This window comes from Porphyromonas sp. oral taxon 275 (assembly GCF_018127745.1).
GTDB lineage: Bacteria > Bacteroidota > Bacteroidia > Bacteroidales > Porphyromonadaceae > Porphyromonas.
This window is the reverse complement of the sequence record NZ_CP072333.1, coordinates 442,001-468,558: the sequence shown is the minus strand read 5'-3', so window position 1 is coordinate 468,558 and position 26,558 is coordinate 442,001. Positions and strand designations below refer to the sequence as shown.

Genomic DNA, 26,558 nt, shown 5'->3' with positions numbered 1-26,558 from the left:
ACTGGGGAGGCCGACCAAGGACTGAGCTAAGGCAGCCAAGGGTAGAGGACAAGCTCCGACCGCCGCGCCGGGTAGTCACGTACCGCCCAAGGTAGGCCACTCGCCCTCCTCGGCTCTCGACAGCGTGCCGAGGCTGGCTGCAGGGCAAGCCGATCAGCGCCGTCGCTGGCATTTGCCTATCGCACTGGCTTGTACTAACTTTGCAAGACATAGACCCCTATATGGCTAAAGCGATCAGATATACATTCCCCGACGAGCACGCACCGACCGAGCTCAAGATCATCCAGGAGGCTGCCAGCTCCATCAAAGGCTTTTACTTCAGCGCAGGCCGACTTACGGCGGTAAGCAAGGAGGAGGGAACGGGCTACTACGCCGTGTACTTCCTCTTTGACAGCCCAGCCCCAGGCCAGCGACCTCGGGTCTATATCGGGCAGTCTCGCAACGGTATCACACGTATCAGCCAGCACAAGACGAAGAAGGACTTCTGGACGCATTGCCTGATGTTCATCTCGGAGAATAACAGCTTTGATGCCAATGCTATCGACTTCATGGAGCACCACTTTATCCACCGCTTCAAGGATGCAGACCGCTACGAGCTAGAGAACTGTGAGCTCCGAGACAAGGCTCCCAACGTCAGTTCATTTGATAAGGTGGCTTATACGAAGTATATCGCCGAGATCGAGTTTCTCCTACGCGCCGAGGGAGTACCACTCCCTACGCATGCGCAGGCCAAGCCGCGTAAAGCTAAGTCGCCAGCTAATAAGGATGCTAGCCAAGCTCCAGAGAAGAGATACTACCGATGGATCGGCGGGCGAGGCTTCGCCGAGCTATATCAAGAGGCAGACAAGTACTTCATCGAGCGCGAAGCCCTCCTCCCCCCACTCAATCCGCCCAAGAAGCAAGTCGCACTGCATGAACGGATCCAAAGCCTCCGCCTAAAGTACCTCGCCGAGGGTCTCCTTGCTACCGCGGAAGAGGGAGGTTATCGCAGCCTCGAACCTATCGCCTTCAATAGTCCCTCGGCGGCTGCGCAGTTCCTATGTGGCCGCAGCGCCAATGGTTGGACAAGTTTCGAGGGGCTCACCGAGCTACGCCCAGCTCTGGGGCTAGCTGCAGCGCACGACGCCGATGAGTAAGCTGAGTCTCGGGTCACGCCTAGGCTACGCGCTGGGCTTCGGCCTTTGGTATCTAGCCTCGCTGCTGCCCTTCTGGCTGCTGTACCGCTTCTCGGACCTTCTCTATCTGCTGATGTGCTACGTGGTGAAGTACCGCCACAAGGTGATCTGGAAGAACCTCTCCGAGTCCTTCCCCGAGCGCAGTGAGGCCGAGCTACGTAGGCTGCAGCGGGACTTCTACCACTGGTTCTGCGACTACATCATCGAGACGGTGAAGCTGATGAGCCTTTCACCCAAAGAGCTCCGCAGGCGCATGGAGTTCGTCGGCACCGAGCAGATCGATCACTACACCGCCCAGGGGCGCTCCTGCGCCGTCTACCTCGGGCACTTCGGCCAGTGGGAATGGATCTCTACCCTACCCAACTGGCTGCGTCCCGACAGCACCTGCGTACAGATCTACCACGCGCTGGAGAACCCCGCCTTCGACAAGCTACTGCTGCACGTACGCGGGCGCAACGGTGCCATCAGCGTACAGATGGAGGACACCCTGAGACGAGTCCTCCGCTACCAGCGTGCCCAGCAGCCCATCGTCATCGGCTACATAGCCGACCAGGTGCCCATGTGGGACAGCATCCATCTGTGGCTCCCCTTCCTACATCACGATACGCCTGTGCTGACGGGTGCCGAGCGCATCATACGGCGCGCCGACGAGGTGCCCTTCTACGGCGCGATCAGTCGCGTGCGCCGCGGCCACTACCGCTGTGAGCTGCAGCTGATGACTGATCAGCCGCAGGCGCTCCAGGAGCACGAGCTGACCAGGCAATACTTCCGCCTCCTCGAGGCCAATATCCAGGCCTCGCCCGAGCTCTACCTCTGGAGCCACAACCGCTGGAAGCGCACGCGCTGGGAGTATGACCTCAGACGTAATCCCAAGACTGGGGCCATCGACCACAGCCCTATAGAGCAAATCCTCGCCCGCCGTGAGGCTGAGGCGCATGCGGCCAAGTCTTAGCCCCTTCACACCCCTATATCTATGCCCCAGCCCCTTGTCTCGGTCATCGTGCCGAACTACAACTACGCGCGCTACCTCGAGGAGCGCATCGAGAGCATCCTCGGGCAGAGCTTCCAGGACTTCGAGCTCATCCTGCTTGACGACTGCTCTACCGACGAGAGCCGCAGCATCCTCGAGCGCTACGCCACCCATCCCAAGGTCAGCCACTACGTCCCCAATGAGCACAACAGCGGTAGCCCCTTCGCCCAGTGGGAGCGGGGTCTCGAGCTGGCGCAGGGCAAGTACGTATGGATCGCGGAGAGCGATGACAGCTGCACGCCCGAGCTCCTGGGGCAGCTCGTCAGCATCCTCGAGTCCGAGCCCCAGGCCGTGATGGCGCACGTGGGCTCCGTGCAAATAGACGAGGAGGGCAAGCCACTGGAGCGTGACTTCGACGGCTGGGAGCCAGACGGCAGCCTGCATCGCGACAGCCCCGAGCAGTACCTCTACAAGGCGATGCGCCACCGCGACACCCTCTACAACGCCAGCAAGGTGCTCTTCCGCCGCACGGCCGCGGAGTGCATCGACACGACCTACGCCCGTATGCGCTACTGCGGGGACGGCATCTTCTGGCTGGAGCTCTCACGCTGGGGGGACGTCCTCGAGCTGCGGCTCAAGCTCAACCGCTTCCGCCAGCACACCCAGCGCGTGACCATGCGCTCCGACCGCTCGGGGGAGCGCCTCAGGGAGCAGATCGACATCGCCCGCTACATCGAGGAGCGCTATCCACTCGGCTGGATGGAGCGCCACCGCCGTCGGGGACAGCTCTACAAGGAGTGCAGCCGCCTCAGACGCAGGGAGCCTGAGCTCGGTACCCGCTGCCTCGGCTACCTCCACCAGCAGCTCGGTGCCACCCGCAGGGACTTCCTCCTCGAGCGCCTCACCAAGGTCCTCGGCCAGCTCACAGGGCGCCGCTACTAGCAATCCCGCCCCTCACTCACCTAGATACGCCCAGCTATGGACGCCCCCCTCGTCTCGGTCATCGTGCCGAACTACAACTATGCGCGCTACCTCGAGGAGCGCCTCGAGAGCATCCTCACGCAGCGCTTTCAGGACTTCGAGCTCATCCTGCTGGACGACTGCTCCACCGACGAGAGCCGCAGCATCCTAGAGCGCTACGCCTCCCATCCCAAGGTCAGCCACTACGTCCCCAACGAGCAGAACAGCGGCAGCCCCTTCGCTCAGTGGGAGCGGGGCCTCGAGCTGGCGCGTGGCCGCTACGTATGGATCGCGGAGAGTGACGACAGCTGCACGCCCGAGCTGCTGGATCGGCTCGTGGCAGCCCTAGAGGCGCAGCCCGACGCAGTACTGGCCTACTGCGGCTCGCTGCAGGTCGACGAACACGGCGAGAGGCTTCCCCGCGACTACGACCGATGGCAGGAGGATCAGCAGCTCTATACCTACAGCTCCTACTACTACCTGCGTCATAGGCTCTCCCGAGAGAACAGTATCTACAATGCCAGCATGGTCGTCTTCCGTCGCGAGGCCTGGCTGCGGCTCGAGGGCAAGGCTTATCTCGGGATGCGCTCCTGCGGGGACTGGCTCTTCTGGATCAAGCTGGTGGAGCAGGGAGCCGTGCTGGAGCTCAGGAGCAAGCTCAACCGCTTCCGCCAGCACACCCAGCGCGTCACGGTGCGCTCCGATCAGTCGGGGGCGCGCCTCTCGGAGCACGTCGCCATCACCCGCTACCTCAACGCCCACGGCTACCCCAGCCGCTGGGAGCAGCGCCTACGCCGTGGCCACCTCTACAAGCAGACTCTGCGCCTCAATAGGGACAAGGCGAGCCGCACCCACGCCCTCCAGGAGCTACATCGAGCTATCGGAGCGACGCGCGCGGACTATATCCTAGAGCGTATATATAAGGTAGTGCGGGAGCTCTCGAGGAAGAAGGGCTAAGCCTTTCCCTCAGCTAGCCCAAGGAAGAGCTCGTCGAGCTGGGGGGCGATGGTCTCGAAGGTGAAGCGCCCCGCCGCGAGCGCTGCCCCACAGGCGAGCTCTCGAGCATAGGCCTCGTCCGTCAGGAGGCGATGGATGGCGCTGGCGAAGGCCGAGGCATCCCCCACAGGCACCAGCATCCCTGCTGCTCCCCCCTCGAGGATCTCGCGAGGCCCCGTAGGGCAGTCGCTCGCCACAATGAGCTTGCCCAGCAGGAGCCCCTCGATCATGACCGTAGGTAGCCCCTCGAACTTCGCGCTGTGCACCATGAGGCGACAGCGCTGGATCCAGGGATAGGGGTTGCTGATGAAGCCTAGAAAACACACTGAGCCTGCTATCCCGAGCTCCTCTGCGAGCTGCCGCAGCTCGCCCTCCGATCCCCCCTTCCCTATGATATAGAGCTGCTCCTCGACTCCGTAGTCCCTCTGGAGCAGGGCATAGGCGCGCAGCAGCGTGCTGAGGTCCTTCTGCGACTCCTCCAGTCGCTCCACTGCCAGCAGGTAGGGACGCTGGATGCGCGGATCCTCGGGCAGCTCCGAGGCGCGCTGCCGAAGGCGCGCGACGTCCTTGGGATTGTAGAGCACGCGCAGGCGAGACCCCAGCTCTGGGAAGAGCTGCTCGGCCTCAGCGCGCATGGCCTCCGAGATACAGACGACACGATCGTAGAGCGGGAGCATACGCCCGATACGCTGCATGCGGCGGGCATTCTGCTGCATGAGCTGCTCGAGACTGAAGTGCAGGAAGGCGACCTTCGGCCGCCCGATGGAGCGCAGATAGCTGTAGGCACAGGTATCGAAGTCCACGAAGATATCCGTCTCCGCCTCGAGGCGCTGGATGCCACGCTGCACGAGCCAGCGCCGCAGCGGGTTCGCCAGCAGCTGGTCACAGAGCTTGATGGCGCCCCCCAGCCTACGGCGTGCACGCTGCTGCGGCACGTAGACCAGTGGAGCCGCCTGGACGAGATAGCATACCCGCACGCCCTCGGGGATGCGCTCCCTATAGACCTCCAGATCTCCCATATAGCTAGCGATGGCTAGCGTCAGACGGTAGCGCGGATCCTCCGCTAGGTGCTGGAGGTACTCCAGCAGCACCGTCTCGATGCCGCCGTCGCGTAGGCTGGTGATGAGGAAGGTCAATCGTAGGGGCTGCATGAGGGCTGTCTTAGGAGAAGGTAGTAAGGGTCTTAGGACAAGGCGCTAGGCTAAGGCTTGCCCTGACGACGCTCGATGTTCTTGGCCACCATCACCAGCTGGTAGACGCCGTCCAGCAGGGCATGGATGAGTCCAGGGACGCCGTCGCGGCAGCCCCCCTTGATGAAGTAGGACTTGGTGAAGCGCACCATCGGGCGCAGGAAGAGCGCCGCGACGCCGTAGCGCTTGCCCGAGCGCTTGATCTGCTCGTTGTCAGAGTAGTCGTTGGTCTTGCGTAGGATGACCGCGACCGAGTCGTTGGCTAGATGCTCCAGCGCCAGCTCGTACCGCCGCTTGTCGATGTGCGCTACCTCGCCGACGACTACGGGCAGCGTATGCACATAGGGCGCCCAGGTCGTCTGCTCGCGGCGGAAGAAGCGCAGCACGTAGTCGGGATAGGCTGCGTGCAGGAAGCGCCCCATGAAGTAGTTGCGCCGCGCTAGATATAGCCCCGCGGCAGGCTGCTCCGAGGCGATATGCGCGTAGAGGTAGTCCCGCAGCTCGGGGCTCACGAGCTCGTCGGCGTCGACGGTCAGGATCCAGTCACAGCTGGCACGGTCGATGGCGAACTGGCGGGCTGGCTCGGCGATCCTATGCTCCCCACGCGGGAAGGTGAGGATGCGGCAGCCATGCCGCTCGGCGATGGCGAGTGTCGCATCCGTGCTCTCCATATCGCAGACGATGAGCTCGTCGAAGCCCGCGACCGACTGGAGCACACGCTCCAGGTGCTGCTCCGCATTGTAGGTGTGGATAATGACCGATATTCCGTGCTGATTCATCATGGAGCAAAGCTACAAAGAAATAGCCGATCGGAGCGCGGAGGTGCACCCCACGCCGTGGGCGTACGCCCCCGAGGCTGGAGCCGCCTGGCCTCTCCGCTCGGGGCTAGGAGCCAAGGCCGTCACCCACCTCCTCTATCCTGAAGGAGCAGGCAGGCTGGGATAAGCCCCAGCGAAGCGAGGCCATAGGGGGAGGCTCCGTGAGGGATATCAGTCAGAGGGCTGAGGGACGTCCGTGAGGGACGCGAGGGATAGCCGTCAGCGCGCTGAGGGATATCCCTCACGGAGGCGGGAGCAGGCAGTCGCCGCACCCCGTCGCCTCACTGCGGAGGCTTCGCCCCCATTCGGAGCCTCCCTCTGCCGCCTAGGCGAAGGCGCCCACTCGCCGCCCCGCCTAGCTCGTGAGGTGGATTGAGCCTGCGGCCCGACAGAAGACTTGCCATCCGCGGCCTTATGTGTATCTTTGCGTTACATTGTTCCACCAGAGTAAGCCAACAGAAGCAACTATGCAGGAGAAGATACTCATCCTTGACTTCGGCTCACAGACCACACAGCTCATCGGGCGTCGCCTCAGAGAGCTCAATACCTACTGTGAGATCGTCCCCTACAACAAGCTCCCCCAGGACCTCACGGGTATCGCGGGGATCATCCTCTCGGGTAGCCCCTATTCGGTCTACGATGCGGAGGCCTTCCGCACCGAGCTCGCAGCCATCCGTGGCCAGCGCCCCCTGCTAGGCATCTGCTATGGCGCTCAGAGCCTCGTCCATCAGGCTGGCGGTCAGGTAGAGCCCTGCGATAGCCGCGAGTATGGACGTGCCCACCTGACGCTACACCATGCCAACGACCCGCTGCTGAAGGGACTGACCCCAGGCAGCACCGTATGGATGTCGCACGGCGATACCATCACGACGCTGCCCAAGGGCTTCCGCATCATCGCCAGCACGGAGGATGTACCCGCAGCGGCCTTCCGCATCGACGGCGAGCATACCTGGGGCGTACAGTTCCACCCCGAGGCCTTCCACTCCGAGGAGGGGACGAAGTTGCTCGGCAACTTCCTTGAGCTCACGGGCATCAAGGGCAACTGGTCGCCTGCCTCCTTCGTCGAGGCTACGGTGGCCGAGCTCCAAGCGCAGCTGGGCGACGACAAGGTCATCCTCGCACTCTCGGGCGGTGTCGACTCCTCGGTGACGGCCGTGCTGCTGCACAAGGCCATTGGCAAGAACCTCACCTGTATCTTCGTCGACCACGGCCTGCTACGCAAGGGCGAGTTCGAGAGCGTCCTGCGCGACTACGAGCACCTGGGGCTGAACGTCATCGGCGTCAATGCTCGGGACAAGTTCCTCAGCGCCCTGAAGGGCGTCACCGACCCCGAGGAGAAGCGCAAGATCATCGGCCGCGGCTTCATCGAGGTCTTCGATGAGGAGGCGCACAAGCTCAAGGACATCAAGTGGCTCGGTCAGGGCACCATCTACCCCGACGTCATCGAGTCGCTCAGCATCACGGGGACGGTCATCAAGAGCCACCACAACGTAGGCGGCCTGCCCGAGCGCATGAAGCTCAAGCTCGTCGAGCCGCTGCGCCTGCTCTTCAAGGACGAGGTACGCCGCGTAGGCCTGGAGATGGGCATGCAGGAGCACCTCATCAAGCGCCAGCCCTTCCCCGGCCCTGGCCTCGGCATCCGCATCCTGGGCGAGATCACGGCTGAGAAGGTGGAGATCCTCCAGAATGCCGACGACATCTACATGACGATGATGCGCCAGTGGGGGCTCTACGACGAGGTCTGGCAGGCAGGAGCCATCCTGCTGCCCATTCGCTCGGTCGGCGTGATGGGTGATGAGCGTACCTACGAGTACACCATCGCACTGCGTGCTGTCACCAGCACGGACGCGATGAGTGCCGACTGGGCCCACCTCCCCTACGAGTTCCTGGCGAAGGTCTCGGGCGAGATCATCAATAAGGTGCGCGGCGTCAACCGCGTCGTCTACGATATCTCCTCCAAGCCACCCAGCACCATCGAGTGGGAGTAAGCGCTAGTAGCCGCAGTACCAACTAGAGATCGATCAGAACAGCAGCATACCCCTAGCGTCCCACTCGGACGCCGGGGGTATGCGCTCTGCTTATAAATAGGATATAAAGTACTAACTAAGTAAGACAGACGTGTCACAACACCAGCCTGAGACTAAGAAGCTCACGACACATAGCCTCGCCACGATGAAGCAGTCGGGCGAGCTCATCAGTATGCTCACCGCCTACGACTACACCATGGCGCGCCTCCTCGATAGCGCGGGTGTGGACATCCTCCTCGTAGGGGACTCCGCAGCCAATGTCATGGCAGGTCACAGCACCACTCTACCCATCACCCTCGACCAGATGATCTACCACGGCGCCTCCGTCGTGCGCGGGGTGCGGCGTGCCTTCGTCGTCGTAGATATGCCCTTCGGTAGCTATCAGGTCTCCGCCCAGCAGGCCCTCAGCTCTGCTATCCGCATCATGAAGGAGACGGGCTGTGATGCCCTCAAGCTCGAGGGCGGCTCCCCCGAGCTCATCGACACCGTGCGCCAGCTCACCACCGTGGGTATCCCCGTGGTCGGGCATCTCGGGCTGACGCCCCAGTCCGTCCACCAGCTCGGCGGCTACCGCCTGCAGGGGCGCGACAGCGCCCAGGCCAGCGCCATCCAGTCGCAGGCCGAGGCACTGGAGCGTGCAGGCTGCTGCGCCCTCGTGCTGGAGAAGGTACCTGCACGCCTGGCGGCGATGATCGCCCAGCAGCTCTCCATCCCCGTCATCGGCATCGGGGCGGGGGCAGATGTAGATGGTCAGGTACTGGTCTCGCAGGACATGCTCGGGATGGAGGAGAGCTTCAGCCCGAAGTTCCTACGCCGCTTCGGTGCCGTGGGCGCGGCCATACGCCAGGCCACGAGCGACTACATCGCTGCCGTCAAGGAGCGCAGCTTCCCCACGATCGACGAGTCCTATTAGTCCCCAGCAGCCATGCAGCTTGAGCAAATCGTTGACGTCAACGACTTCGTCAACTGGTGCGACTACCTCGGCACGCTTGCCTTTGCCATCAGTGGTATCCGACTGGCGGCCGCTAAGGGCTTCGACTGGTTCGGTGCCTACGTCGTCGGCTTCGTCACGGCCGTGGGCGGGGGGACGATCCGCGACATTCTCCTAGACATCAAGCCCTTCTGGCTGGTGCAGCCCTCCTACCTCGTCATCACGGGGCTGGCGCTACTCTTCACCATAGTCTTCAGGCGCCACGTGGTGCGGCTCAATCACTCGCTCTTCTTCTTCGACGCCGTGGGGCTCGGCCTCTTCGTCGTCGTAGGGGTAGCGAAGTCCTACGCCGCGGCCTTCCCCTGGTGGGTTGCCATCGTCATGGGGACGGTGACAGGCTCCTTCGGCGGGCTCATCCGTGACATCCTCATCAGCGAGACGCCGCTGATCTTCCGCACGGACTTCTACGCCTCGGCCTGCCTCCTCGGGGCAGTGATCTACGTGCTGCTGGCGCACTATACGGGGATGTCCATCGAGTGGGTGCAGTTCATCTCGGCCTGCTCGGTGCTCCTCTTCCGCGTGCTGGCCGTCGCCCTGCATATCAAGGTGCCGACCTTCGACCCCTCGACCATAGAGCACGAGGAGGAGCAAGGCTAGCCGAAGCCCCGATACAACTTAGGGCGTCATCCCCGCTGGGTGATGACGCCCTACCTATATATAAGGTATAGGCTAAGGTGTCGCCGAGCCCGAGGCCTTGGCCATAACCAAGGCACGTCGCCCTTCGCTGCGGCAGTCCTGCGGCATGCGCGAGAGCAGCGGAGCCAGCGCCCGAGCGCAAAGCCGTACCTTTGTCCCCAAAACCAAGCACAAGCCCTAGGATGCAGCGACAAGACTATATCAAGCAGCTCATAGCCCACAGCAAGCACAACATATTCCTCACCGGGAAGGCGGGAACGGGGAAGACGACTCTACTGCGGCAGATCATCCAGGAGACCTACAAGGCCTGTGTCGTCGCCGCCCCCACGGGCATAGCTGCGCTCAACGCAGGCGGCGTGACGCTGCACTCGCTCCTCCAGCTGCCGCTGGGGACCTTCATCCCCGACAGTAGCGCCCGGCTGCCCGAGCAGGGGCAGCAGCTCTTCGTCACCCCCGCCACCCTACGCCGCCACGTACATCTACGCGAGCAGAAGGTGCGGCTGCTGCAGGCCATGGAGCTGCTGATCATCGACGAGGTGAGTATGCTGCGTGCCGACACCCTCGATATGGTGGATACGCTGCTGAGGAGCGTGCGGCGCTCGCCCCTCCCCTTCGGCGGCGTACAGCTGCTCTTCATCGGGGATATGCTGCAGCTGCCCCCCGTGGTCAAGCCCCAGGAGCAGGAGCGACTACGGCTCTACTACGAGAGCAACTTCTTCTTCGACGCGCAGGTGCTCAGGCAGTACCCACCCATCCATGTGCAGCTGGAGAAGGTCTACCGCCAGCAGGATCAGCGCTTCGTGACGCTGCTAAATCATCTGCGCTACAATGAGACGACGCCCAGCGAGCGAGCCTGGCTGGAGAGCCGTGTGCGCCGCAGCTTCGACCCCAGCCGCACCGAGGGCTATGTCTGCCTGACGACGCACAATCAGCGGGCTGAGGAGATCAACCGCCACGCCCTCGAGGAGCTCCCCGGCGCCTATCAGGACTACCACGCCCAGATCTCGGGCGACTTCCCCGAGCAGCTCTACCCCGTCGACCCCATGCTCTCGCTCAAGGTCGGGACGCGCGTCATGCTCATCAAGAACGACAGCGAGACGCCCCGCCGCTACTACAACGGCAGTCTAGCGACCGTGGAGGAGATGAGCGGCGAGGAGCTGCTGCTACGCCTCGAGACGGGCGAGGTGATCGAGGCACCCGTCTACACCTGGCACAACGAGCGCTACGGCCTCGACGAGGAGACGGGGGACATGCAACCCGAGGTCATCGGCACCTTCAAGCACTACCCGCTGCGCCTGGCGTGGGCTATCACCATACACAAGAGTCAGGGCTTGACCTTCGAGCGGGCGGCCATCGACCTCGAGGCCGTCTTCTCCTCGGGCCAAGCCTACGTAGCCCTCTCCCGTCTACGCAGTCCCGAGGGGCTCATCCTCATCTCGGAGCTCGACCGCGGGCATCAGATCGCGGTACCCTCACGCCTGCTGGCCTACGAGGGGACTGCGGCCAGCGACAGCCAGCTGGCCGACTGCCTCTCATCCGCCCAGCGTGACTACTGGCAGGAGCAGACCCTCGCAGCCTTCCGCTGGGCTGGCTGTGCCCAGCGCTTCCGCACCCACGCCTTCAGCTACCATATAGAGAGCGAGCGCAGCGCCAAGAGCAGCTTCGGGGACTGGGCAGCTGAGGTGAGCGCCACCATCGAGGAGCTCCATCAGATCGCCGAGCGCTTCGTCCTGCAGCTGCAGCAGCTCTGGGCGAGCGGGGAGGGGGCGCTGGAGGCCGTCGCCCTACGCATCGAGGAGGCAGCAGCCTACTTCGTCCCCCGCTGGCGTGAGGTCATGCGGAGCCTGCTGGAGGTACAGCGCAAGGTCAGAGGCATGCGCAAGGTCAAGGAGTTCCAGGCCGAGCTCGACGAGCTGCACGGCCAACTGATCCAGACGCTGCGCGGGCTCTTCCGCATCCAGGGCATCATGCAGGCCCTCCGTGCTGGACAGCCGCTCCTGCGGGAGCAGCTCGACATCGACGGGCGGCTCAAGCGTTGGCTCGAGGGCATCTACAGCGAGTTCAAGACGCCCTACATCGTCCCCGAGAGCAAGGAGGGCAGCGCCGGCAAGGGTAAGGGCGCGAAGCAAGAGCAGGCTACCACGACTGGCGAGCCCAAGGTCAGTACCCAGGAGCAGACCCTCGCACTGCTCCGCTCAGGCAAGAGCCTCAACCAGATCGCCAAGGCGCGCGAGCTCGCTCCCTCCACCATCGCGGGGCACATCGCCCAGCTGATGGAGCGCGGCCTACTGAGCGAGCGCGAGGCGGGCATCAAGCCCGCGATCTACGACGAGCTCGCTCCGCACTTCGAGCACATGCGCGGCGAGCAGGGCTTCAAGGCAATCTACGAGGCTACCGAGGGTAGCTACAGCTATCAGGAGCTCCGCCTCTATCACGCTGCCTTCCTCCATCGTCAGCGTGTCGCAGCAGCCAAGGCTAAGGCTCGCGAGCTGGCTGAGCAGCGGCTATTTGAATAAAATTTCAGACCTTTGCAGAAGCAAACTTCGGATTAACAACACAATAATCGATCAATGACTAAAAGTGCACTGCAGCAGGCTCGTGGCAAGTACGCGCCCAAGCTGCCCAAGGCTCTAGAGGGCAATGTAAAGGCTGTCCTCGGTGAAGCAACCAAGAGCGTAAGCGACCAGGAAGCTATCCAGCAGCTCTTCCCCAACACCTACGGGCTGCCCAAGCTCGTCTTTGAGACCAGCAGCGAGGCCGCTGCAGCTCAGCCACTCAACGCAGGGGTCATCCTCTCCGGTGGTCAGGCTCCAGGTGGACACAACGTCATCGCAGGGATCTTCGATGGCATCAAGAAGATCCATCCCGACAGCCGTCTCTATGGCTTCCTCATGGGCCCTGACGGACTGGTCAAGCACAACTACATCGAGCTGACGCCCGAGATCATCGACGAGTACCGCAATACGGGTGGCTTCGACATCATCGGCTCGGGTCGTACCAAGCTCGAGGAGAAGGAGCAGTTCGACAAGGGGCTCGAGGTCCTCAAGAAGCTCGACATCCGTGCCCTGGTCATCATCGGCGGCGACGACTCCAATACCAACGCAGCCGTCCTGGCTGAGTACTACAAGGCTATCGGTGCCCCCGTCCAGGTCATCGGCTGCCCCAAGACGATCGACGGCGACCTGAAGAACGAGCAGATCGAGACCTCCTTCGGCTTCGACACCGCTACTAAGGTCTACAGCGAAGTCATCGGTAACATCCAGCGCGACTGTAACTCGGCACGCAAGTACTGGCACTTCATCAAGCTGATGGGTCGCTCGGCCTCGCACATCGCCCTGGAGTGCGCCCTGCAGGTACAGCCCAATGTCGCTATCATCAGCGAAGAGGTAGAGGCTAAGCGCCTCACGCTCGACGACGTCGTCACCTACATCGCTGAGGTCGTAGCACAGCGTGCTGCCGCTGGTGAGAACTTCGGTACCGTCCTCATCCCCGAGGGGCTCATCGAGTTCGTCCCTGCTATGAAGGCGCTCATCGCCGAGCTCAACGACTACCTCGCACACCACGAGGCAGAGTTCCGCGCCGTAGCCGCTGCCGACCAGCGTGCCTATATCATCAGCAAGCTCAGCAAGGACAACTCCGAGCTCTACGCTAGCCTCCCCGCTACGGTAGCTCGCCAGCTGACGCTCGACCGCGACCCTCACGGCAACGTCCAGGTATCGCTCATCGAGACGGAGAAGCTGCTGGCTGAGATGGTCGGCACCAAGCTCGCAGCCTGGAAGGCAGAGGGTCGCTACACGGGCAAGTTCTCGCCCCTGACGCACTTCTTCGGCTACGAAGGCCGCTGCGCTATGCCCTCCAACTTCGACGCTGACTACTGCTACGCCCTCGGTCGTACGGCAGCCTGCCTCATCGCCGCAGGGGTCACGGGCTACATGAGCTCCGTGCAGAACCTCACGGCTCCTGCCTCTGAGTGGATCGCTGGCGGTATCCCCACCACGATGATGATGAACATGGAGCGTCGTCACGGCGAGATGAAGCCTGTGATCCAGAAGGCGCTGGTAGACCTCGAGGGCAAGCCCTTCGCCTTCTTCGCAGCACACCGCGAGGAGTGGGCTAAGAACACGAGCTACATCTACCCCGGGCCTATCCAGTTCTACGGTGCTCCTGAGCTCTGCGACCAGCCTTCGCGTACGCTCGCTCTGGAGCAGGCTAAGTAAGCCGTCCTACCCTACTCAGCCGCTCGGCTGATCCTAATACAAAAGCCGTCCCCCACGCTACTCCGCTATCGGAGGTCTGCGTGGGGGACGACTTCTTTTTTAGCTTAGAGTAAGGCAGGCTCTGCCTAAAAGCAAGGCCGCCTCCCTTTGGGGGAAGGCGGCCTTGTATATTCAGCGGCAGCGGCAGCTCATAGCGAGCTCGCCGCGCGGCTACTAGCGGAGCATCTGACGGTAGTGCTTGTCGATCTCGCGACGAGCCTCTTCGGTGGGCTGGAAGGCCTCTCCCGACATCCCCGCCAGCGCTTCGTCATCCTCCTTGAGTTTGGGGATGAAGACATTGACATTGACCAAGAGGTCGCCCTTCCCATAGCCATTGACCGAGGGCAGGCCCTTGCCGCGCAGACGCAGTACCTTGCCTGGCTGCGTGCCCGGGGCAATCTTGACGCGCGCCTTACCGCCGATGGTAGGCACCTCGACCGATCCACCATGCGCCGCCATAGGGATGGAGACGAGCAGGTTGTAGATGAGGTCGCTGCCGTTACGGATCAGATTGGGATCCTCCTCTTCCTGAATCAGGACGAGTAGGTCACCAGGAATGCCGCCACGCGGAGCAGCGTTCCCCTTGCCCGAGACCGTCAGCTGCATACCCTCCTGCACGCCAGCAGGGATGCGGAAGCTGACCAGCTCCTCGCCGATCTGCGTCCCCTGACCCTTACAGTAGCTACAGGGCTTGGTGATCACCTCGCCCGTCCCCTCACAGGTAGGGCATACGCTCTGCGTCTGCACCATACCGAAGAGGCTGCGCTGTGCCGTGACGACCGAGCCCGTACCGTGACAGGTACCGCAGGTCTGCTTGCCATTGGGGTCGGAGGTTCCTTCGCCGCCGCAGTGCGAGCAGGCGACATTCTTCTTGATCTTGAGCTTCTTCTCCACGCCCTTCTCGATATCCTCGAGCGTGAGGCGTACACGGGCGCGGAGGTCCGAGCCGCGGATGACCTGACGTCCGCCGCCACCGCCACCGAAGCCACCAAAGCCTCCGAAGTCAAAGCCGCCACCGCCGAAGAGGTCGCCGAAGCGGCTGAAGATATCCTCCATGCTCATGCCGCCGCCGAAGCCTCCAGCGCCGCCGCTAGCAGCACTGCTACCGACACCGGCATGACCGAACTGATCGTAGCGCTGGCGCTTGTCGGGGTCGCTCAGCACGTCATAGGCCTCGGCCAGCTCCTTGAACTTCTCCTCGGCCTCCTTATCCCCAGGGTTCTTGTCGGGGTGGTACTTGATGGCGAGCTTGCGATAGGCCTTCTTCAGCTCATCGGCCGAAGCGCCCTTGCTCACCCCAAGTATCTCGTAGTAATCTCTCTTTGCTGCCATGATCTATTCCTTTCTCCTTACTGACCGACGACTACCGAGGCATGACGCAGTACCTTGTCATGGAGCTTATAGCCCTTCTTGACGCAGTCCATGATCTTGCCCTTCTGCTCCTCTGCTGCCGCGGGGAGTAGCGCGATGGCCTCATGCAGCTCGTCGTCGAAGGCTGCTCCCTCGGTCTCGATGGCCTTGACGCCCTGACGCGAGAGGTAGTCGACGAACTTGGCGTGGATGAGGTGCATGCCCTCCTTGAGGGCCTCCAGGTCGCTAGCCTTATCGAGGTTCTGCAGCGCGATGTCGAGGTCATCGACGACGGGAAGCAGCTCCGTGAGCACCTTCTCTCCGCCGTTGCGGATGAGCTCGCTCTTTTCCTTGAGCGTGCGCTTGCGGAAGTTATCGTACTCGGCTACCAAGCGCAGATGCGTATCCTTGAGGCGCTCCAGCTCCTGCTGTAGCTGCTCCTCAGTGCTGGGCTGACTGCCATCCTCGGCTGACAGATTAGCCTCTTCGGCTGCGGACGCTGCCGCCTCAGTCTGACAAAATGACTGTTCCAGTCCCTGCTCTTCTGCCTGCTGGCAGTCCTTAATTTCTTCGCTCATATTATCTTAATTGCTTATTTACTAATCTATTGACGTCGGCGCATAGGGCTAAGCGCGCCCCCGAAGGGCGTACATCCGCCTGGCGCTCATCCTCTAAGAGGCAAAGATGATACCACAGTGCACGCCGCCCCCTGCTTCGTCAGGCTACGCCAAGGGACTAAGCTCAGCGCACTAAGTGTATGGAGTGAGCGAGCGAAGTGCCTTATCACTCCGAGCAAAATACTATCATATCACGAGCGAACTTATATCATATCTCGGGAGAACTTATATTATATTCGTCGAGAAGTAATATAATATTTCGGGAAAAGTTATATAATAATTGGCGGAAAGTTATATAATATTCTGCCAAAAGTTATATTACTTTTGTCGGAAAGTTATATAATATTTCTTCAATTATTATATTACTTTTCTCAGCCTCATCAGTATCTTCGCTCGACAAAGGACTGATGCGCCCCCGCCAAGTGACTCATCAGCCCCAGCTCAGAGGCTAGGCCAAGCGCGGCGAGCGGCTGAGGGACAGCGCTTAGACTAAGGCATGGATCGGGCAGCGATCGAACTATAGCGCGGGGAGACTTGTTCGGTAAAAGGGCCTAATCCCCACGCGGGCGCCCCAGCGCCCCTACATTATATATATAGAGACCCTCATGCAGACACTCTCCCTCATACTCGTCGCGCTGGTCGCGCTAGAGCATAGCTACATCCTATGGATCGAGATGGTCGCCTGGACCAGCAAGGGGCGCGAAGTCTTCCGCGGGGCGCTGCCCGACGAACTCTTCGAGCAGACCAAGGGCCTAGCTGCCAACCAAGGCCTCTACAACGGCTTCCTCGCCGCGGGCCTCATCTGGGGGCTCTGCATCGCAGACCCGCTCTGGGCGCTACGCGTACAGAGCTTCTTCCTCAGCTGCGTCCTCATCGCGGCGACCTTCGGCGCCCTGCGCTCCTCGCCGAGCATCCTCCTCAAGCAAGGACTGCCCGCAGCCCTTGCCCTCCTCAGCCTCCTGCTGAGCTAGGATAAGGAACGAGCACAAGCAACAGACACAAGCAAAGACAACAAGCATATGAACAAGAAATCAGACATCGGCCTCATAGGCCTAGCGGTAATGGGTGAGAACCTCGCGCTCAACATGGAGCGTAATGGATTCCAAGTCTCCGTATACAATCGCGCTGAGGGCGCCGAGGCCGAGGTCGTCGCGCACTTCATGGAGGGCCGCGGTGCTGGCAAGCACTTCCTTGGCTTCACCGACCTTCAGGACTTCGTCGCCTCCCTCGAGCGTCCACGCAAGATCATGATGATGATCCGCGCCGGTAAGCCCGTAGACTACGTCATCGAGGCGCTGCTGCCCTACCTCGAGGCAGGCGACATCGTCATCGACGGGGGCAACTCCAACTGGGAGGACTCCGAGCGCCGCGAGGCACAACTGCGCAGTCACGGCATTCACTTCGTCGGCTGTGGCATCTCGGGCGGCGAAGAGGGTGCGCTCAATGGCCCCGCCATCATGCCTGGCGGAGCTAAGGAAGCCTGGCCCAGCATCGAGCCTATCTTCACCAAGATCGCCGCTAAGGCCGAGGACGGCACGCCCTGCTGTGCCTGGATCGGCGCAGGCGGCTCGGGGCACTTCGTCAAGATGGTGCACAATGGCATCGAGTACGGCGATATGCAGCTCATCGCTGATGCCTACGGCTATCTGAGCCGCGTGGCAGGCAAGACCAACGAGGAGATGGCCGCGATCTTCGCCCAGTGGAATGCGGGCAAGCTCTCCAGCTACCTCGTCGAGATCAGCGCCGAGATCCTAGCGCACCGCGAGAGCACAGGCGACTACCTCATCGATAAGATCCTCGACGCCGCAGGGCAGAAGGGGACGGGCAAGTGGTCGGTGATCAACTCGCTGGAGTTCGGTCAGCCGCTCGGCCTGATCGCTACCGCCGTCTACGAGCGTAGCCTCTCCTCGACGGTAGAGCTACGTGCCGAGGCTGCCGAGGCCTATCCCCGCAGCACGGAGCGTATCGCCTCCTTCGGCGAGCGTGAGACCAAGGCCCTCGAGCAGAGCCTCTACGCCTCCAAGATCGTATCCTACGCGCAGGGCTTCGCGCTGCTGGCGGAGGCCTCACGCAGTCGCGACTGGGCGCTTGACCTCGCCTCCATCGCCCGCATCTGGCGCAATGGCTGCATCATCCGCTCGGCCTTCCTCGGCGACATCGCCGCAGCCTATGAGGCGGATAGCGCCCTACCCAACCTACTGCTGGCACCCTTCTTCCAGCAGGAGATCAAGGAGGCTAAGGCCGACTGGCTGCGTACTGTCGCCAGCGCCCTCGAGCATGAGTGCTCGGTACCGGCCTTCTCCGCTGCGCTCAACTACTTCCTCTCGCTGACCAGCCGCCGTCTGCCCGCCAACATGGTGCAGGCCCAGCGTGACTACTTCGGCGCCCATACCTTCGAGCGCACCGACCGCCCCCGCGGCGAGTTCTTCCACGAGAACTGGACGGGCCGCGGCAGCGACACCTCCTCCACTACCTATAATGTCTAAAGGAGCGCACGATGCAGACAGCACACACCAAGCCTGAGAGCCTCGTCCTCGCCATCTTCGGCGGCTCGGGTGACCTCACCAAGCGCAAGCTCATCCCTTCGCTCTACCAGCTCTTCAAGCAGGGCAAGCTCCCCCAGCGCTTTGCCGTCCTAGGGCTCGGCCGCACCGCCTACGACGATGCCAGCTACCGCCCGCACCTCGACAGCGCCCTGCAGCAGTACCTAGCCGCGGGCGAGTACGACGCGTCGCTAGCCGAGCAGTTCCTCTCCAGCGTCCATTATCTGGCCATCGACCCGGCTAAGGCTGAGGACTACCCTGCCCTCAAGGCACGCCTCGAGGAGCTGGATGCCGAGATCGACAACCCCGGCAACTATATCTACTATCTCTCCACGCCGCCCTCCCTCTACGGCGTCGTGCCGCAGCACCTGATGAGCGTCGGGCTCAACGAAGAGCTCAATGCCGCAGGCCAGCCCGCCATCCGCCGCATCGTCATCGAGAAGCCCTTCGGCTACAACCTCGCCTCCGCCCTGGAGCTCAACGAGATCTACCGCCGTGGCTTCGAGGAGCATCAGCTCTACCGCATCGACCACTTCCTCGGTAAGGAGACGGTGCAGGACATCATGGCGCTGCGCTTTGCCAACGGGATCTTCGAGCCGCTGTGGAACCGCAACTACATCGAGCGCGTAGAGATCACCGCCGTGGAGAACATGGGCATCGAGAGCCGTGGCGGCTTCTACGACCAGACGGGCGCACTGCGCGACATGGTGCAGAACCACCTGGCGCAGCTCGTAGCGCTGACGGCGATGGAGCCCCCCGTACAGTTCAATGCCGACCTCTTCCGCAACGAGGTCGTGAAGGTCTACCAGTCCTTCCGCCCCATGACCGACGCCGAGGTACGCCGCCGCGTGATCCGCGGCCAGTACACCGAGAGCGAGTGGCGCGGCGAGCACCATCGTGGCTACCGCGAGGAGGACAAGGTACCCGTCGACAGCCGTACCGAGACCTTCGTCGGGATGAAGCTCTACATCGACAACTGGCGCTGGCAGGGTGTCCCCTTCTACATCCGCACGGGGAAGATGATGCCTACCAAGGTCACGGAGATCGTCGTCCACTTCAAGCCCACGCCCCACAAGATGTTCACCGACAGCGACGGGCAGGCCGTGCCCAACCAGCTGATCATCCGCATCCAGCCCGACGAGGGGATCGCCCTCAAGTTCGCAGCCAAGGTGCCCGGCTCGGGCTTTGAGGTCAAGCGCGTCTCCATGGACTTCACCTACGATCAGCTCGGGGGTCTGGCCTCAGGGGATGCCTATTCGCGCCTCCTCGAGGACTGCATGCTCGGGGACTCCACGCTCTTCACCCGCAGCGATGCGGTCGAGATGAGCTGGCGCTTCTTCGACCCCATCCTACGCCTCTGGCAGGATGAGGACTTCCCCCTCTACGGCTATCCCGCAGGTACCTGGGGGCCCAAGCAGAGTGACGCCATCATCGAGCGTGACCACAGCTGGACCAACCCCTGCCGCAACCTCACCAACTCCGAGCTCTACTGCGAACTATGATCATCAACCACTACGCTACGCCCGAGGAAGTCGCCCGCGCCGTAGCCAAGGAAGCCTTCGTCCGTCCCTCCGAGCGCGGCTGGGCCCACATCGCCGTCTCGGGCGGCAGCACGCCGCGCCTGCTCTTCGAGCTGCTAGCTGAGGAGCCCCTCCGCAGCGCCGTGCGCTGGGACAAGGTGCACCTCTACTGGGTCGATGAGCGCTGTGTGCCCCCCACCGATCCCGAGAGCAACTACGGGATGACCAAGGCCACCCTCCTCGACCACGTGCCCATCCCCAAGGATCAGGTGCACCGCATAGCAGGAGAGAATGATCCCGAGCGTGAGGCCAAGGACTACTCCTGGCTCGTCGGAGCGGAGCTGCCCTTCGATGGGAACTATCCCGTCTTCGATGTCATCATCCTCGGCCTCGGGGATGACGGCCACACCTCCTCCATCTTCCCCCATCAGATGGAGCTACTGAAGACCGAGCAGCCCTACGCCGTAGGCATCAGCCCCAAGGGGCAGCCACGCGTAGCGATGACGGGTCCCACGATCCTGGCGGCGCGACAGCTGCTCTTCCACGCTACGGGCGAGAAGAAGGCGCCCATCCTGCGCGCCATCGCCGCGAAGACCCCTGAGGCGAAGGCTTACCCCGCCGACTACATCCTCCGACACCGCCACGACATCGCCGTCTACACCGACGTCGAGCTCTAGCGCTTCACCCTACGCATAAGGCCGCACGGTACCGCCTCTCTCCCGAGCGCTGCCGTGCGGCCTTACTCGTGCCCTCCCCTAAGCCTATCCCCCATAGGACGGAGCTAAAAGCAGCCTCCCAGCCGCCTCCTTCCACAGCAAAGGGCCGCCCTTCCCCGAACCCCAGCCATCACGCTGATAGCGAGGCCGCGACGTGAGGCCGAAGGTCTCGCCAAGTCGCCGTATCTTTGCGGCGCAAAAGCAAGAATACACCACACCTATAGATGAATAAGAACATCACGCGCATCGCCCTTACTGGGGGCCCCTGCGCTGGCAAGACGACCGCGCTGGCTCAGATCATCGAGCACTTCAGCGACCTCGGCTACCTCGTCTATGCCCTCCCCGAGACGCCCACGCTCTTCAGCAATGCCTCGATCAACTTCGGCACACCCGATAGGCAGTACTTCTACAATATCGAGAAGGCCGTGATGAAGTACCAGCTGCAGATGGAGGATACCTTCCTCGAGCTGGCCCACGCCGCCTCGCAGCCCGTCATCATCATCTCCGACCGCGGCACCATGGACATCTCCAACTATATGGAGCGCACCATGTGGCAGGCCATCCTCGACGAGCTCAGCCTCTCGGAGATCAAGCTGCGCGATGCCCGCTACGATGCCGTCATCCACATGGTCACGGCCGCTCAGGGCGCCGAGGAATTCTACACGCTGGAGACCAACGCCGCCCGCCACGAGACCATCGACGAAGCACGCGACCTCGACTCCCGCATCCTCAAGGCTTGGACGGGCCACCCTCAACTGCACATCGTGGAGAACAACGTCGACTTCCAGGAGAAGATCCAGCACGTGCTGAACGCCATCCACGAGACGCTAGGCGATGACCCCTCCACCTTCACCGACGTACGCCGCCGCTTCCTCGTACGCGTCACGGGACAGATCCCCTATGGCGTAGAGACCGACCTCTACCAGGCCTATATCGACCTGGAGGACGGCTCCAGCGTCCGCATCCGCAAGCGCGGCCTGCGGGGCAACTACGTCTACTTCATGACGCGCAAGAGCCCCATCGAGTCGCAGTCCATCATCACCGAGCGTCAGATCGGGCCCGACGAATACCTCTCCTACCTCAGCTCCGTACCCGCCTCCGAGGTCGTGCACAAGCTGCGCCGCAACTTTGTCTGGGCCAAGCAGTACTTCGAGGTCGATGACTTCATCGTCCCCAAGTCTGACCATCAGATCCTCGAGCTCTCCTGCGCCCCCGAGCTGGAGGTCAAGTTCCCCCCCTTCATCGAAGTCGTCCGCGAGATCACCGACGACCCCGACTACCGCCGCCTCTAGCCCCTCCCCGCTAGACCAAAGCCAAAAAGAGAGCCCCCAGCGCTACCGCGCTGGGGGCTCTCTTTTTCTGTCCCGCTTGCCCGCCTTGTCGCCGGAGTCTAGAGCGATCTCTAAGCCTAGTACCTCCCCACCTGACTGGAATCAATAGCTCAGCCCCAGCGCTACCACGCTGGGGCTGAGCTATTCTTTACCTATCGTCATACCTTCCCGCTCCCCCTACCGCTTACCGCCCTAATTAAGGCGACACAGAGCTGGTCTACCCAAGGCAAGAAGCTCCGCCAGCCCCCCCTTCACCACAAACACACCTTTCCCCCCTAAACGAATACCTATCCCCAAACTGAGAGCTAGCCCCGCTGCCGCCCCCAAGCGGCATGATTTCGGTCACTAGCCCGCGCCTCCCAAGGCAGTAAGTAGGCTTAAAGGCTCTGTGTCTCCGTGGTTCAGACAAGCCCTCCAAACGCTACCCAGAGCTCCGAGCAGCGCGCCCTCCCCATCCATGCAGGCGGGAGCTGCCCGAAGGTCTAGTGCTGTGCGGAGCGTCAACAAATGGTCTTACAAGCAACAAGCAGGGCAGCTGTATCCCAAGCTAAAGGAGCCCTGCAAGGACTGCGGAGGCAGAGTGTACGGATATGTGTCGGCAGCCTTACGTTAAACTAAAAGCCCGCCTCCCCCCGAATGACAGGCGAGCTAAGACAAACTTGGGAAGGGCGGGCGGGCACAGCTGACGACAGGGGAGCAGTCGAGTGGCGGCTGGTATGCGCTAGACTGACGGCGCACATCCTGCGAAGAGAAGCCTGCACTTAGGTAAGGCGAACGAGTAGGCTCGTGCTAAACTAACGACGCCTGTCCCGCGAATAGGGAAATAGACTTGGGCAAGGTTAGCAGGCCTGCTCCCCCTAAGCTACTGACTGATTTAGGCAAGGGGGTAAGCGGCGTGTGCCGGCTGGCAGCTCGGTCGATGCACGGTCTGAGGTGGTTTTGCTTCTGCGGCGGAGCAGGGCAGGTGTAGTAGATAGTAAGTGGCGACGCTGTTAGTAGGAAGCTCTGCCGCCCTTGTGGGGTGAGCTGAGTGCCAGCTGGCAGCAGGGCACAAAAAAAGAGCGGGTGCGATCGCTTCTGCAATCACACCCGCTCATCCTAAAATGGCGGCTACCTACTCTCCCACTTTCGCAGTACCATCGGCACAATTGGGCTTAACTTCTCTGTTCGGAATGGGAAGAGGTGGAACCCCAACGTTATAACCACCTAAATATCTCAATATCTAGACAATCATTGACTTGATAAAAACATCCGATACTCACCACCGTAGCGCTAAGTCGGTATACAACCACGCGCGCAAAAACTTTCGGGCTATTAGTACTACTCGGCTTTGATGTCACCATCTTTACACCTGTAGCCTATCAAGGTCATCGTCTTTAACCACCCTTATAATGAGATCTAATCTTGAGGCAAGCTTCGTACTTAGATGCTTTCAGCACTTATCTCAACCGAACGTAGCTACTCGGCACTACACCTGGCGGTATAACCGATAGACCAGCGGTTCGTCCAACACGGTCCTCTCGTACTAGTGTCAGGCCCCCTCAAATCTCAAACGCCCACAACAGATAGAGACCGAACTGTCTCACGACGTTCTGAACCCAGCTCGCGTGCCACTTTAATGGGCGAACAGCCCAACCCTTGGGACCTTCTCCAGCCCCAGGATGTGACGAGCCGACATCGAGGTGCCAAACCGCTCCGTCGATATGAGCTCTTGGGAGCGATCAGCCTGTTATCCCCGGAGTACCTTTTATCCTTTGAGCGATGGCCCTTCCATACGGAACCACCGGATCACTATGCTCTAGTTTCCTACCTGTGCGACTTGTTAGTCTCCCAGTCAAGCACCCTTGTGCCATTACACTCTACGACCGGTTACCAATCGGTCTGAGGGTACCTTTAGAAGCCTCCGTTACTCTTTTGGAGGCGACCACCCCAGTCAAACTACCCACCATGCAATGTCCTCGCATCCGCGAGTTAGAACCCAAATAACAAAAGGGCCGTATTTCAACGGCGACTCCACGAATACTGGCGTACCCGATTCATAGTCTCCGGCCTATCCTACACATTTGTTACCCAAATCCAATGCAAAGCTATAGTAAAGGTTCACGGGGTCTTTTCGTCCCGTTGCGGGTAATCGGCATCTTCACCGATACTACAATTTCACCGAGCTCGCGGTTGAGACAGTACCCAGATCGTTACACCATTCGTGCAGGTCGGAACTTACCCGACAAGGAATTTCGCTACCTTAGGACCGTTATAGTTACGGCCGCCGTTTACTGGGGCTTCAATTCAATGCTTCTCTTGCGATGACATCTCCTCTTAACCTTCCAGCACCGGGCAGGTGTCAGGCTATATACAGTATCTTTCGATTTAGCATAGCCATGTGTTTTTGTTAAACAGTCGCCTGGGCCTATTCTCTGCGGCTCACCTTTAGAGTGAGCGTTCTTTTTCCCGAAGTTACAGAACCATTTTGCCTAGTTCCTTAACCGCGAATCACTCGAGCGCCTTAGTATACTCAACCCAACCACCTGTGTCGGTTTATGGTACGGGTAATCATGCAATATGCTTAGCGGATTTTCTTGGGAGCGCCGTTACTCTGTCCATATCACCTCGTGCAAGCACTCAGCGTACTGTCAGGTTCAGCTCTCAGGGCGGATTTGCCTACCCCGATCATCGCCTACACCCTTCAACCAGCTATTCCGTCAGCTGGCAGGACCGTCACATCTCCGTCTCCACATCGCTCACATAATTAGTACCGGAATATTAACCGGTTCGTCCATCGGGTGCGCCGTTCGGCTGTCCCCTTAGGCCCCGACTAACCCTGATCCGATTAGCGTTGATCAGGAAACCTTAGTCTTTCGGCGAGGAGGTTTCTCACCTCCTTTATCGTTACTTATACCTACATTTGCTTTTCTAGAAGCTCCAGCCTGAGTTGTCCTCAAACCTTCTACGCCGCTAGAATGCTCCCCTACCGATATTTTCATATCCCACAGCTTCGGTAAATAGCTTATGCCCGATTATTATCCACGCCAAAGCACTCGACTAGTGAGCTGTTACGCACTCTTTAAATGAATGGCTGCTTCCAAGCCAACATCCTAGCTGTCTTAGCACTCTGACTTCGTTTGGTCAACTTAGCTATTATTTCGGGACCTTAGCCGATGGTCTGGATTCTTCTCCTCTCGGACATGGACCTTAGCACCCATGCCCTCACTCCATGGATCTAACTTGTGTGCATTCGGAGTTTGTCTGGACTTGATAGCCGGTGAAAGCCTCGCATCCAATCAGTCGCTCTACCTCACACAAGAAACTCCACAGGCTGCACCTAAATGCATTTCGGGGAGTACGAGCTATCTCCAAGTTTGATTAGCCTTTCACCCCTACCCTCAGTTCATCCGAAAGCTTTTCAACGCTTACCGGTTCGGTCCTCCAGTTGGTTTTACCCAACCTTCAACCTGACCAAGGGTAGATCACTTGGTTTCGCGTCTACTCCCTCTGACTATCCGCCCTATTCAGACTCGCTTTCGCTTCGGCTCACGTGACTCCTCATCACTTAACCTTGCCAGAGAAAGTAACTCGTAGGTTCATTATGCAAAAGGCACGCAGTCACAGCCAATGGCTGCTCCTACCGCTTGTAGGCAGACGGGTTCAGGATCTATTGCACTCCTCTGTTCGAGGTTCTTTTCACCTTTCCCTCACGGTACTGGTTCACTATCGGTCTCTCGGGAGTATTTAGCCTTACGGGATGGGCCCCGCAGATTCACACAGGATTTCACGTGTCCCGCGCTACTCAGGATACTCCTAACTCCAACTAAAACTTTCGGATACACAGCTGTCATGTTCTATGGCAGGCCTTTCCAGACCTTTCTCCTAGTCTTGTCTTCATATGACGGAGTCCTACAACCCCGTGCTTGCCGAAACAAGCACGGTTTGGGCTGTTCCCCGTTCGCTCGCCACTACTAAGGGAATCACTTTTGTTTTCTTCTCCTATGGGTACTTAGATGTTTCAGTTCCCCACGTTCGCTCACTGCTCTGCAGTGTGACATGTCTTCTACATGCCGGGTTGCCCCATTCGGAAATCTACGGATCAATTCGTATGTGCCGATCCCCGTAGCTTATCGCAGCTTATCACGTCCTTCGTCGCCTCCGAGAGCCTAGGCATCCACCGTCTGCCCTTATCTGTTTTTGCGCCTAAGATGCTTCAGGTTACCCATCCGCATCCAGGTTGTATACTAACTTATTTAATATGCTCTACGTTGTTTTCTCGTTTGTTTTTATCAAGTATGTCAATGATCGCTTTTAGCTATCTAAGGAGAATCGCTTCTCGTCTTAGACTCATCTCGCTCCCGAGGCTTGTCTTATTCATCCCAGCTCGGCGCGCTTGCCGTAGCTCCGTGGGGCGTTTCCTCGTTTGCGGTTGCAAAGGTAAGACGAAAAAGTAATACCAACCAAATCATGAGGAGAAAAA

Annotated in this window: 18 protein-coding genes and 2 rRNA genes; 14 read left to right on the top strand and 6 right to left on the bottom strand. The window is 60.7% G+C overall.

All coding sequences use genetic code 11. The features are described from left to right. Positions 1 to 221 precede the first annotated feature (221 nt). The 4 genes from J4862_RS01755 to J4862_RS01740 are packed head-to-tail and all read left to right on the top strand — an operon-like array spanning position 222 to position 4,062. A complete protein-coding gene (locus J4862_RS01755) occupies positions 222 to 1,136 on the top strand; it encodes a GIY-YIG nuclease family protein (protein ID WP_211789029.1) in 915 nt (304 codons plus the stop codon). Beyond that, entirely contained in the window at positions 1,129 to 2,127 is a 999-nt protein-coding gene (locus tag J4862_RS01750; RefSeq protein WP_211789028.1) for a lysophospholipid acyltransferase family protein, read from the top strand. The genes J4862_RS01755 and J4862_RS01750 overlap by 8 nt, the downstream gene beginning before the upstream one ends. Positions 2,128 to 2,148: 21 nt before the next feature. Next, the gene (locus J4862_RS01745; RefSeq protein WP_211789027.1) at positions 2,149 to 3,087 is read left to right on the top strand and encodes a glycosyltransferase; all 939 of its coding nucleotides are present in this window, start codon (positions 2,149 to 2,151) and stop codon (positions 3,085 to 3,087) included. A gap of 36 nt (positions 3,088 to 3,123) precedes the next feature. After that, complete coding sequence (locus tag J4862_RS01740; protein ID WP_211789026.1) at positions 3,124 to 4,062, top strand: glycosyltransferase family 2 protein; 939 nt, start codon at positions 3,124 to 3,126, stop codon at positions 4,060 to 4,062. Here J4862_RS01740 and J4862_RS01735 read toward each other — a convergent pair. Together J4862_RS01735 and J4862_RS01730 are read right to left on the bottom strand one after the other, a co-directional pair. Next, on the bottom strand, positions 4,059 to 5,252 hold the full coding sequence (locus J4862_RS01735; protein ID WP_211789025.1) for a glycosyltransferase: 1,194 nt from the start codon (positions 5,250 to 5,252) through the stop codon (positions 4,059 to 4,061). The genes J4862_RS01740 and J4862_RS01735 overlap by 4 nt on opposite strands. 50 nt (positions 5,253 to 5,302) lie before the next feature. Next, entirely contained in the window at positions 5,303 to 6,073 is a 771-nt protein-coding gene (locus tag J4862_RS01730) for a glycosyltransferase family 2 protein (RefSeq protein WP_211789024.1), read from the bottom strand. Positions 6,074 to 6,576: 503 nt separating this feature from the next. Between J4862_RS01730 and guaA the strand changes: the two genes are divergently transcribed. The 5 genes from guaA (at position 6,577) to J4862_RS01705 (ending at position 13,980) form a co-directional block, all read left to right on the top strand. Continuing rightward, positions 6,577 to 8,097, top strand: a complete 1,521-nt coding sequence (gene guaA, locus J4862_RS01725; RefSeq protein ID WP_211789023.1) for a glutamine-hydrolyzing GMP synthase — start codon at positions 6,577 to 6,579, stop codon at positions 8,095 to 8,097. A 184-nt stretch (positions 8,098 to 8,281) separates the two neighbouring features. Continuing rightward, a complete protein-coding gene (gene panB, locus J4862_RS01720) occupies positions 8,282 to 9,049 on the top strand; it encodes a 3-methyl-2-oxobutanoate hydroxymethyltransferase (protein ID WP_249107457.1) in 768 nt (255 codons plus the stop codon). Between the two features lie 12 nt (positions 9,050 to 9,061). Continuing rightward, positions 9,062 to 9,724, top strand: a complete 663-nt coding sequence (locus J4862_RS01715; protein WP_211789021.1) for a trimeric intracellular cation channel family protein — start codon at positions 9,062 to 9,064, stop codon at positions 9,722 to 9,724. A 221-nt stretch (positions 9,725 to 9,945) separates the two neighbouring features. Next, entirely contained in the window at positions 9,946 to 12,279 is a 2,334-nt protein-coding gene (locus J4862_RS01710; protein ID WP_211789020.1) for a helix-turn-helix domain-containing protein, read from the top strand. A gap of 54 nt (positions 12,280 to 12,333) precedes the next feature. Next, a complete protein-coding gene (locus tag J4862_RS01705) occupies positions 12,334 to 13,980 on the top strand; it encodes a diphosphate--fructose-6-phosphate 1-phosphotransferase (RefSeq protein WP_211789019.1) in 1,647 nt (548 codons plus the stop codon). A gap of 213 nt (positions 13,981 to 14,193) precedes the next feature. Here J4862_RS01705 and dnaJ read toward each other — a convergent pair whose 3' ends face one another. Both dnaJ and J4862_RS01695 read right to left on the bottom strand, forming a co-directional pair. After that, a complete protein-coding gene (gene dnaJ, locus J4862_RS01700) occupies positions 14,194 to 15,351 on the bottom strand; it encodes a molecular chaperone DnaJ (RefSeq protein ID WP_211789018.1) in 1,158 nt (385 codons plus the stop codon). 17 nt (positions 15,352 to 15,368) lie between these two features. Beyond that, positions 15,369 to 15,947 carry a nucleotide exchange factor GrpE gene (locus J4862_RS01695; RefSeq protein ID WP_211789017.1) on the bottom strand — a complete coding sequence of 193 codons (579 nt, stop codon included), beginning with the start codon at positions 15,945 to 15,947 and terminating at the stop codon, positions 15,369 to 15,371. A gap of 644 nt (positions 15,948 to 16,591) precedes the next feature. Here J4862_RS01695 and J4862_RS01690 point away from each other — a divergent pair. The 5 genes from J4862_RS01690 (at position 16,592) to J4862_RS01670 (ending at position 22,057) form a co-directional block, all read left to right on the top strand. Continuing rightward, positions 16,592 to 16,957 (top strand): DUF1304 domain-containing protein, encoded by a 366-nt coding sequence (locus J4862_RS01690; protein ID WP_211789016.1) that lies wholly within the window; start codon positions 16,592 to 16,594, stop codon positions 16,955 to 16,957. 48 nt (positions 16,958 to 17,005) lie between these two features. Then, positions 17,006 to 18,472 carry a decarboxylating NADP(+)-dependent phosphogluconate dehydrogenase gene (gene gnd, locus J4862_RS01685; RefSeq protein ID WP_211789015.1) on the top strand — a complete coding sequence of 489 codons (1,467 nt, stop codon included), beginning with the start codon at positions 17,006 to 17,008 and terminating at the stop codon, positions 18,470 to 18,472. A gap of 11 nt (positions 18,473 to 18,483) precedes the next feature. Further along, positions 18,484 to 20,031, top strand: coding sequence for a glucose-6-phosphate dehydrogenase (gene zwf, locus J4862_RS01680; protein ID WP_211789014.1), 1,548 nt, complete (start codon positions 18,484 to 18,486; stop codon positions 20,029 to 20,031). After that, entirely contained in the window at positions 20,028 to 20,726 is a 699-nt protein-coding gene (pgl, locus tag J4862_RS01675; protein WP_211789013.1) for a 6-phosphogluconolactonase, read from the top strand. Before zwf ends, pgl begins: the two co-directional genes overlap by 4 nt. A 263-nt stretch (positions 20,727 to 20,989) precedes the next feature. Then, a complete protein-coding gene (locus J4862_RS01670) occupies positions 20,990 to 22,057 on the top strand; it encodes an AAA family ATPase (protein WP_211789012.1) in 1,068 nt (355 codons plus the stop codon). A gap of 1,140 nt (positions 22,058 to 23,197) precedes the next feature. Here J4862_RS01670 and rrf read toward each other — a convergent pair. Further along, positions 23,198 to 23,306, bottom strand: a 5S ribosomal RNA gene (rrf, locus tag J4862_RS01665). Positions 23,307 to 23,389: 83 nt separating this feature from the next. After that, positions 23,390 to 26,280 (bottom strand): 23S ribosomal RNA (locus J4862_RS01660). Positions 26,281 to 26,558 lie beyond the last annotated feature (278 nt).

Coding starts and splice junctions, on each gene's coding strand:
- pgl (WP_211789013.1), top strand. CDS start 20,028: ATGATCATCAACCACTACGCTACGCCCGAGGAAGTCGCCCGCGCCGTA.
- panB (WP_249107457.1), top strand. CDS start 8,282: ATGAAGCAGTCGGGCGAGCTCATCAGTATGCTCACCGCCTACGACTAC.
- J4862_RS01695 (WP_211789017.1), bottom strand. CDS start 15,947: ATGAGCGAAGAAATTAAGGACTGCCAGCAGGCAGAAGAGCAGGGACTG.
- J4862_RS01750 (WP_211789028.1), top strand. CDS start 1,129: ATGAGTAAGCTGAGTCTCGGGTCACGCCTAGGCTACGCGCTGGGCTTC.
- J4862_RS01755 (WP_211789029.1), top strand. CDS start 222: ATGGCTAAAGCGATCAGATATACATTCCCCGACGAGCACGCACCGACC.
- J4862_RS01730 (WP_211789024.1), bottom strand. CDS start 6,073: ATGATGAATCAGCACGGAATATCGGTCATTATCCACACCTACAATGCG.
- J4862_RS01740 (WP_211789026.1), top strand. CDS start 3,124: ATGGACGCCCCCCTCGTCTCGGTCATCGTGCCGAACTACAACTATGCG.
- J4862_RS01745 (WP_211789027.1), top strand. CDS start 2,149: ATGCCCCAGCCCCTTGTCTCGGTCATCGTGCCGAACTACAACTACGCG.
- J4862_RS01670 (WP_211789012.1), top strand. CDS start 20,990: ATGAATAAGAACATCACGCGCATCGCCCTTACTGGGGGCCCCTGCGCT.
- J4862_RS01710 (WP_211789020.1), top strand. CDS start 9,946: ATGCAGCGACAAGACTATATCAAGCAGCTCATAGCCCACAGCAAGCAC.
- dnaJ (WP_211789018.1), bottom strand. CDS start 15,351: ATGGCAGCAAAGAGAGATTACTACGAGATACTTGGGGTGAGCAAGGGC.
- J4862_RS01735 (WP_211789025.1), bottom strand. CDS start 5,252: ATGCAGCCCCTACGATTGACCTTCCTCATCACCAGCCTACGCGACGGC.
- J4862_RS01715 (WP_211789021.1), top strand. CDS start 9,062: ATGCAGCTTGAGCAAATCGTTGACGTCAACGACTTCGTCAACTGGTGC.
- gnd (WP_211789015.1), top strand. CDS start 17,006: ATGAACAAGAAATCAGACATCGGCCTCATAGGCCTAGCGGTAATGGGT.
- zwf (WP_211789014.1), top strand. CDS start 18,484: ATGCAGACAGCACACACCAAGCCTGAGAGCCTCGTCCTCGCCATCTTC.
- guaA (WP_211789023.1), top strand. CDS start 6,577: ATGCAGGAGAAGATACTCATCCTTGACTTCGGCTCACAGACCACACAG.
- J4862_RS01705 (WP_211789019.1), top strand. CDS start 12,334: ATGACTAAAAGTGCACTGCAGCAGGCTCGTGGCAAGTACGCGCCCAAG.
- J4862_RS01690 (WP_211789016.1), top strand. CDS start 16,592: ATGCAGACACTCTCCCTCATACTCGTCGCGCTGGTCGCGCTAGAGCAT.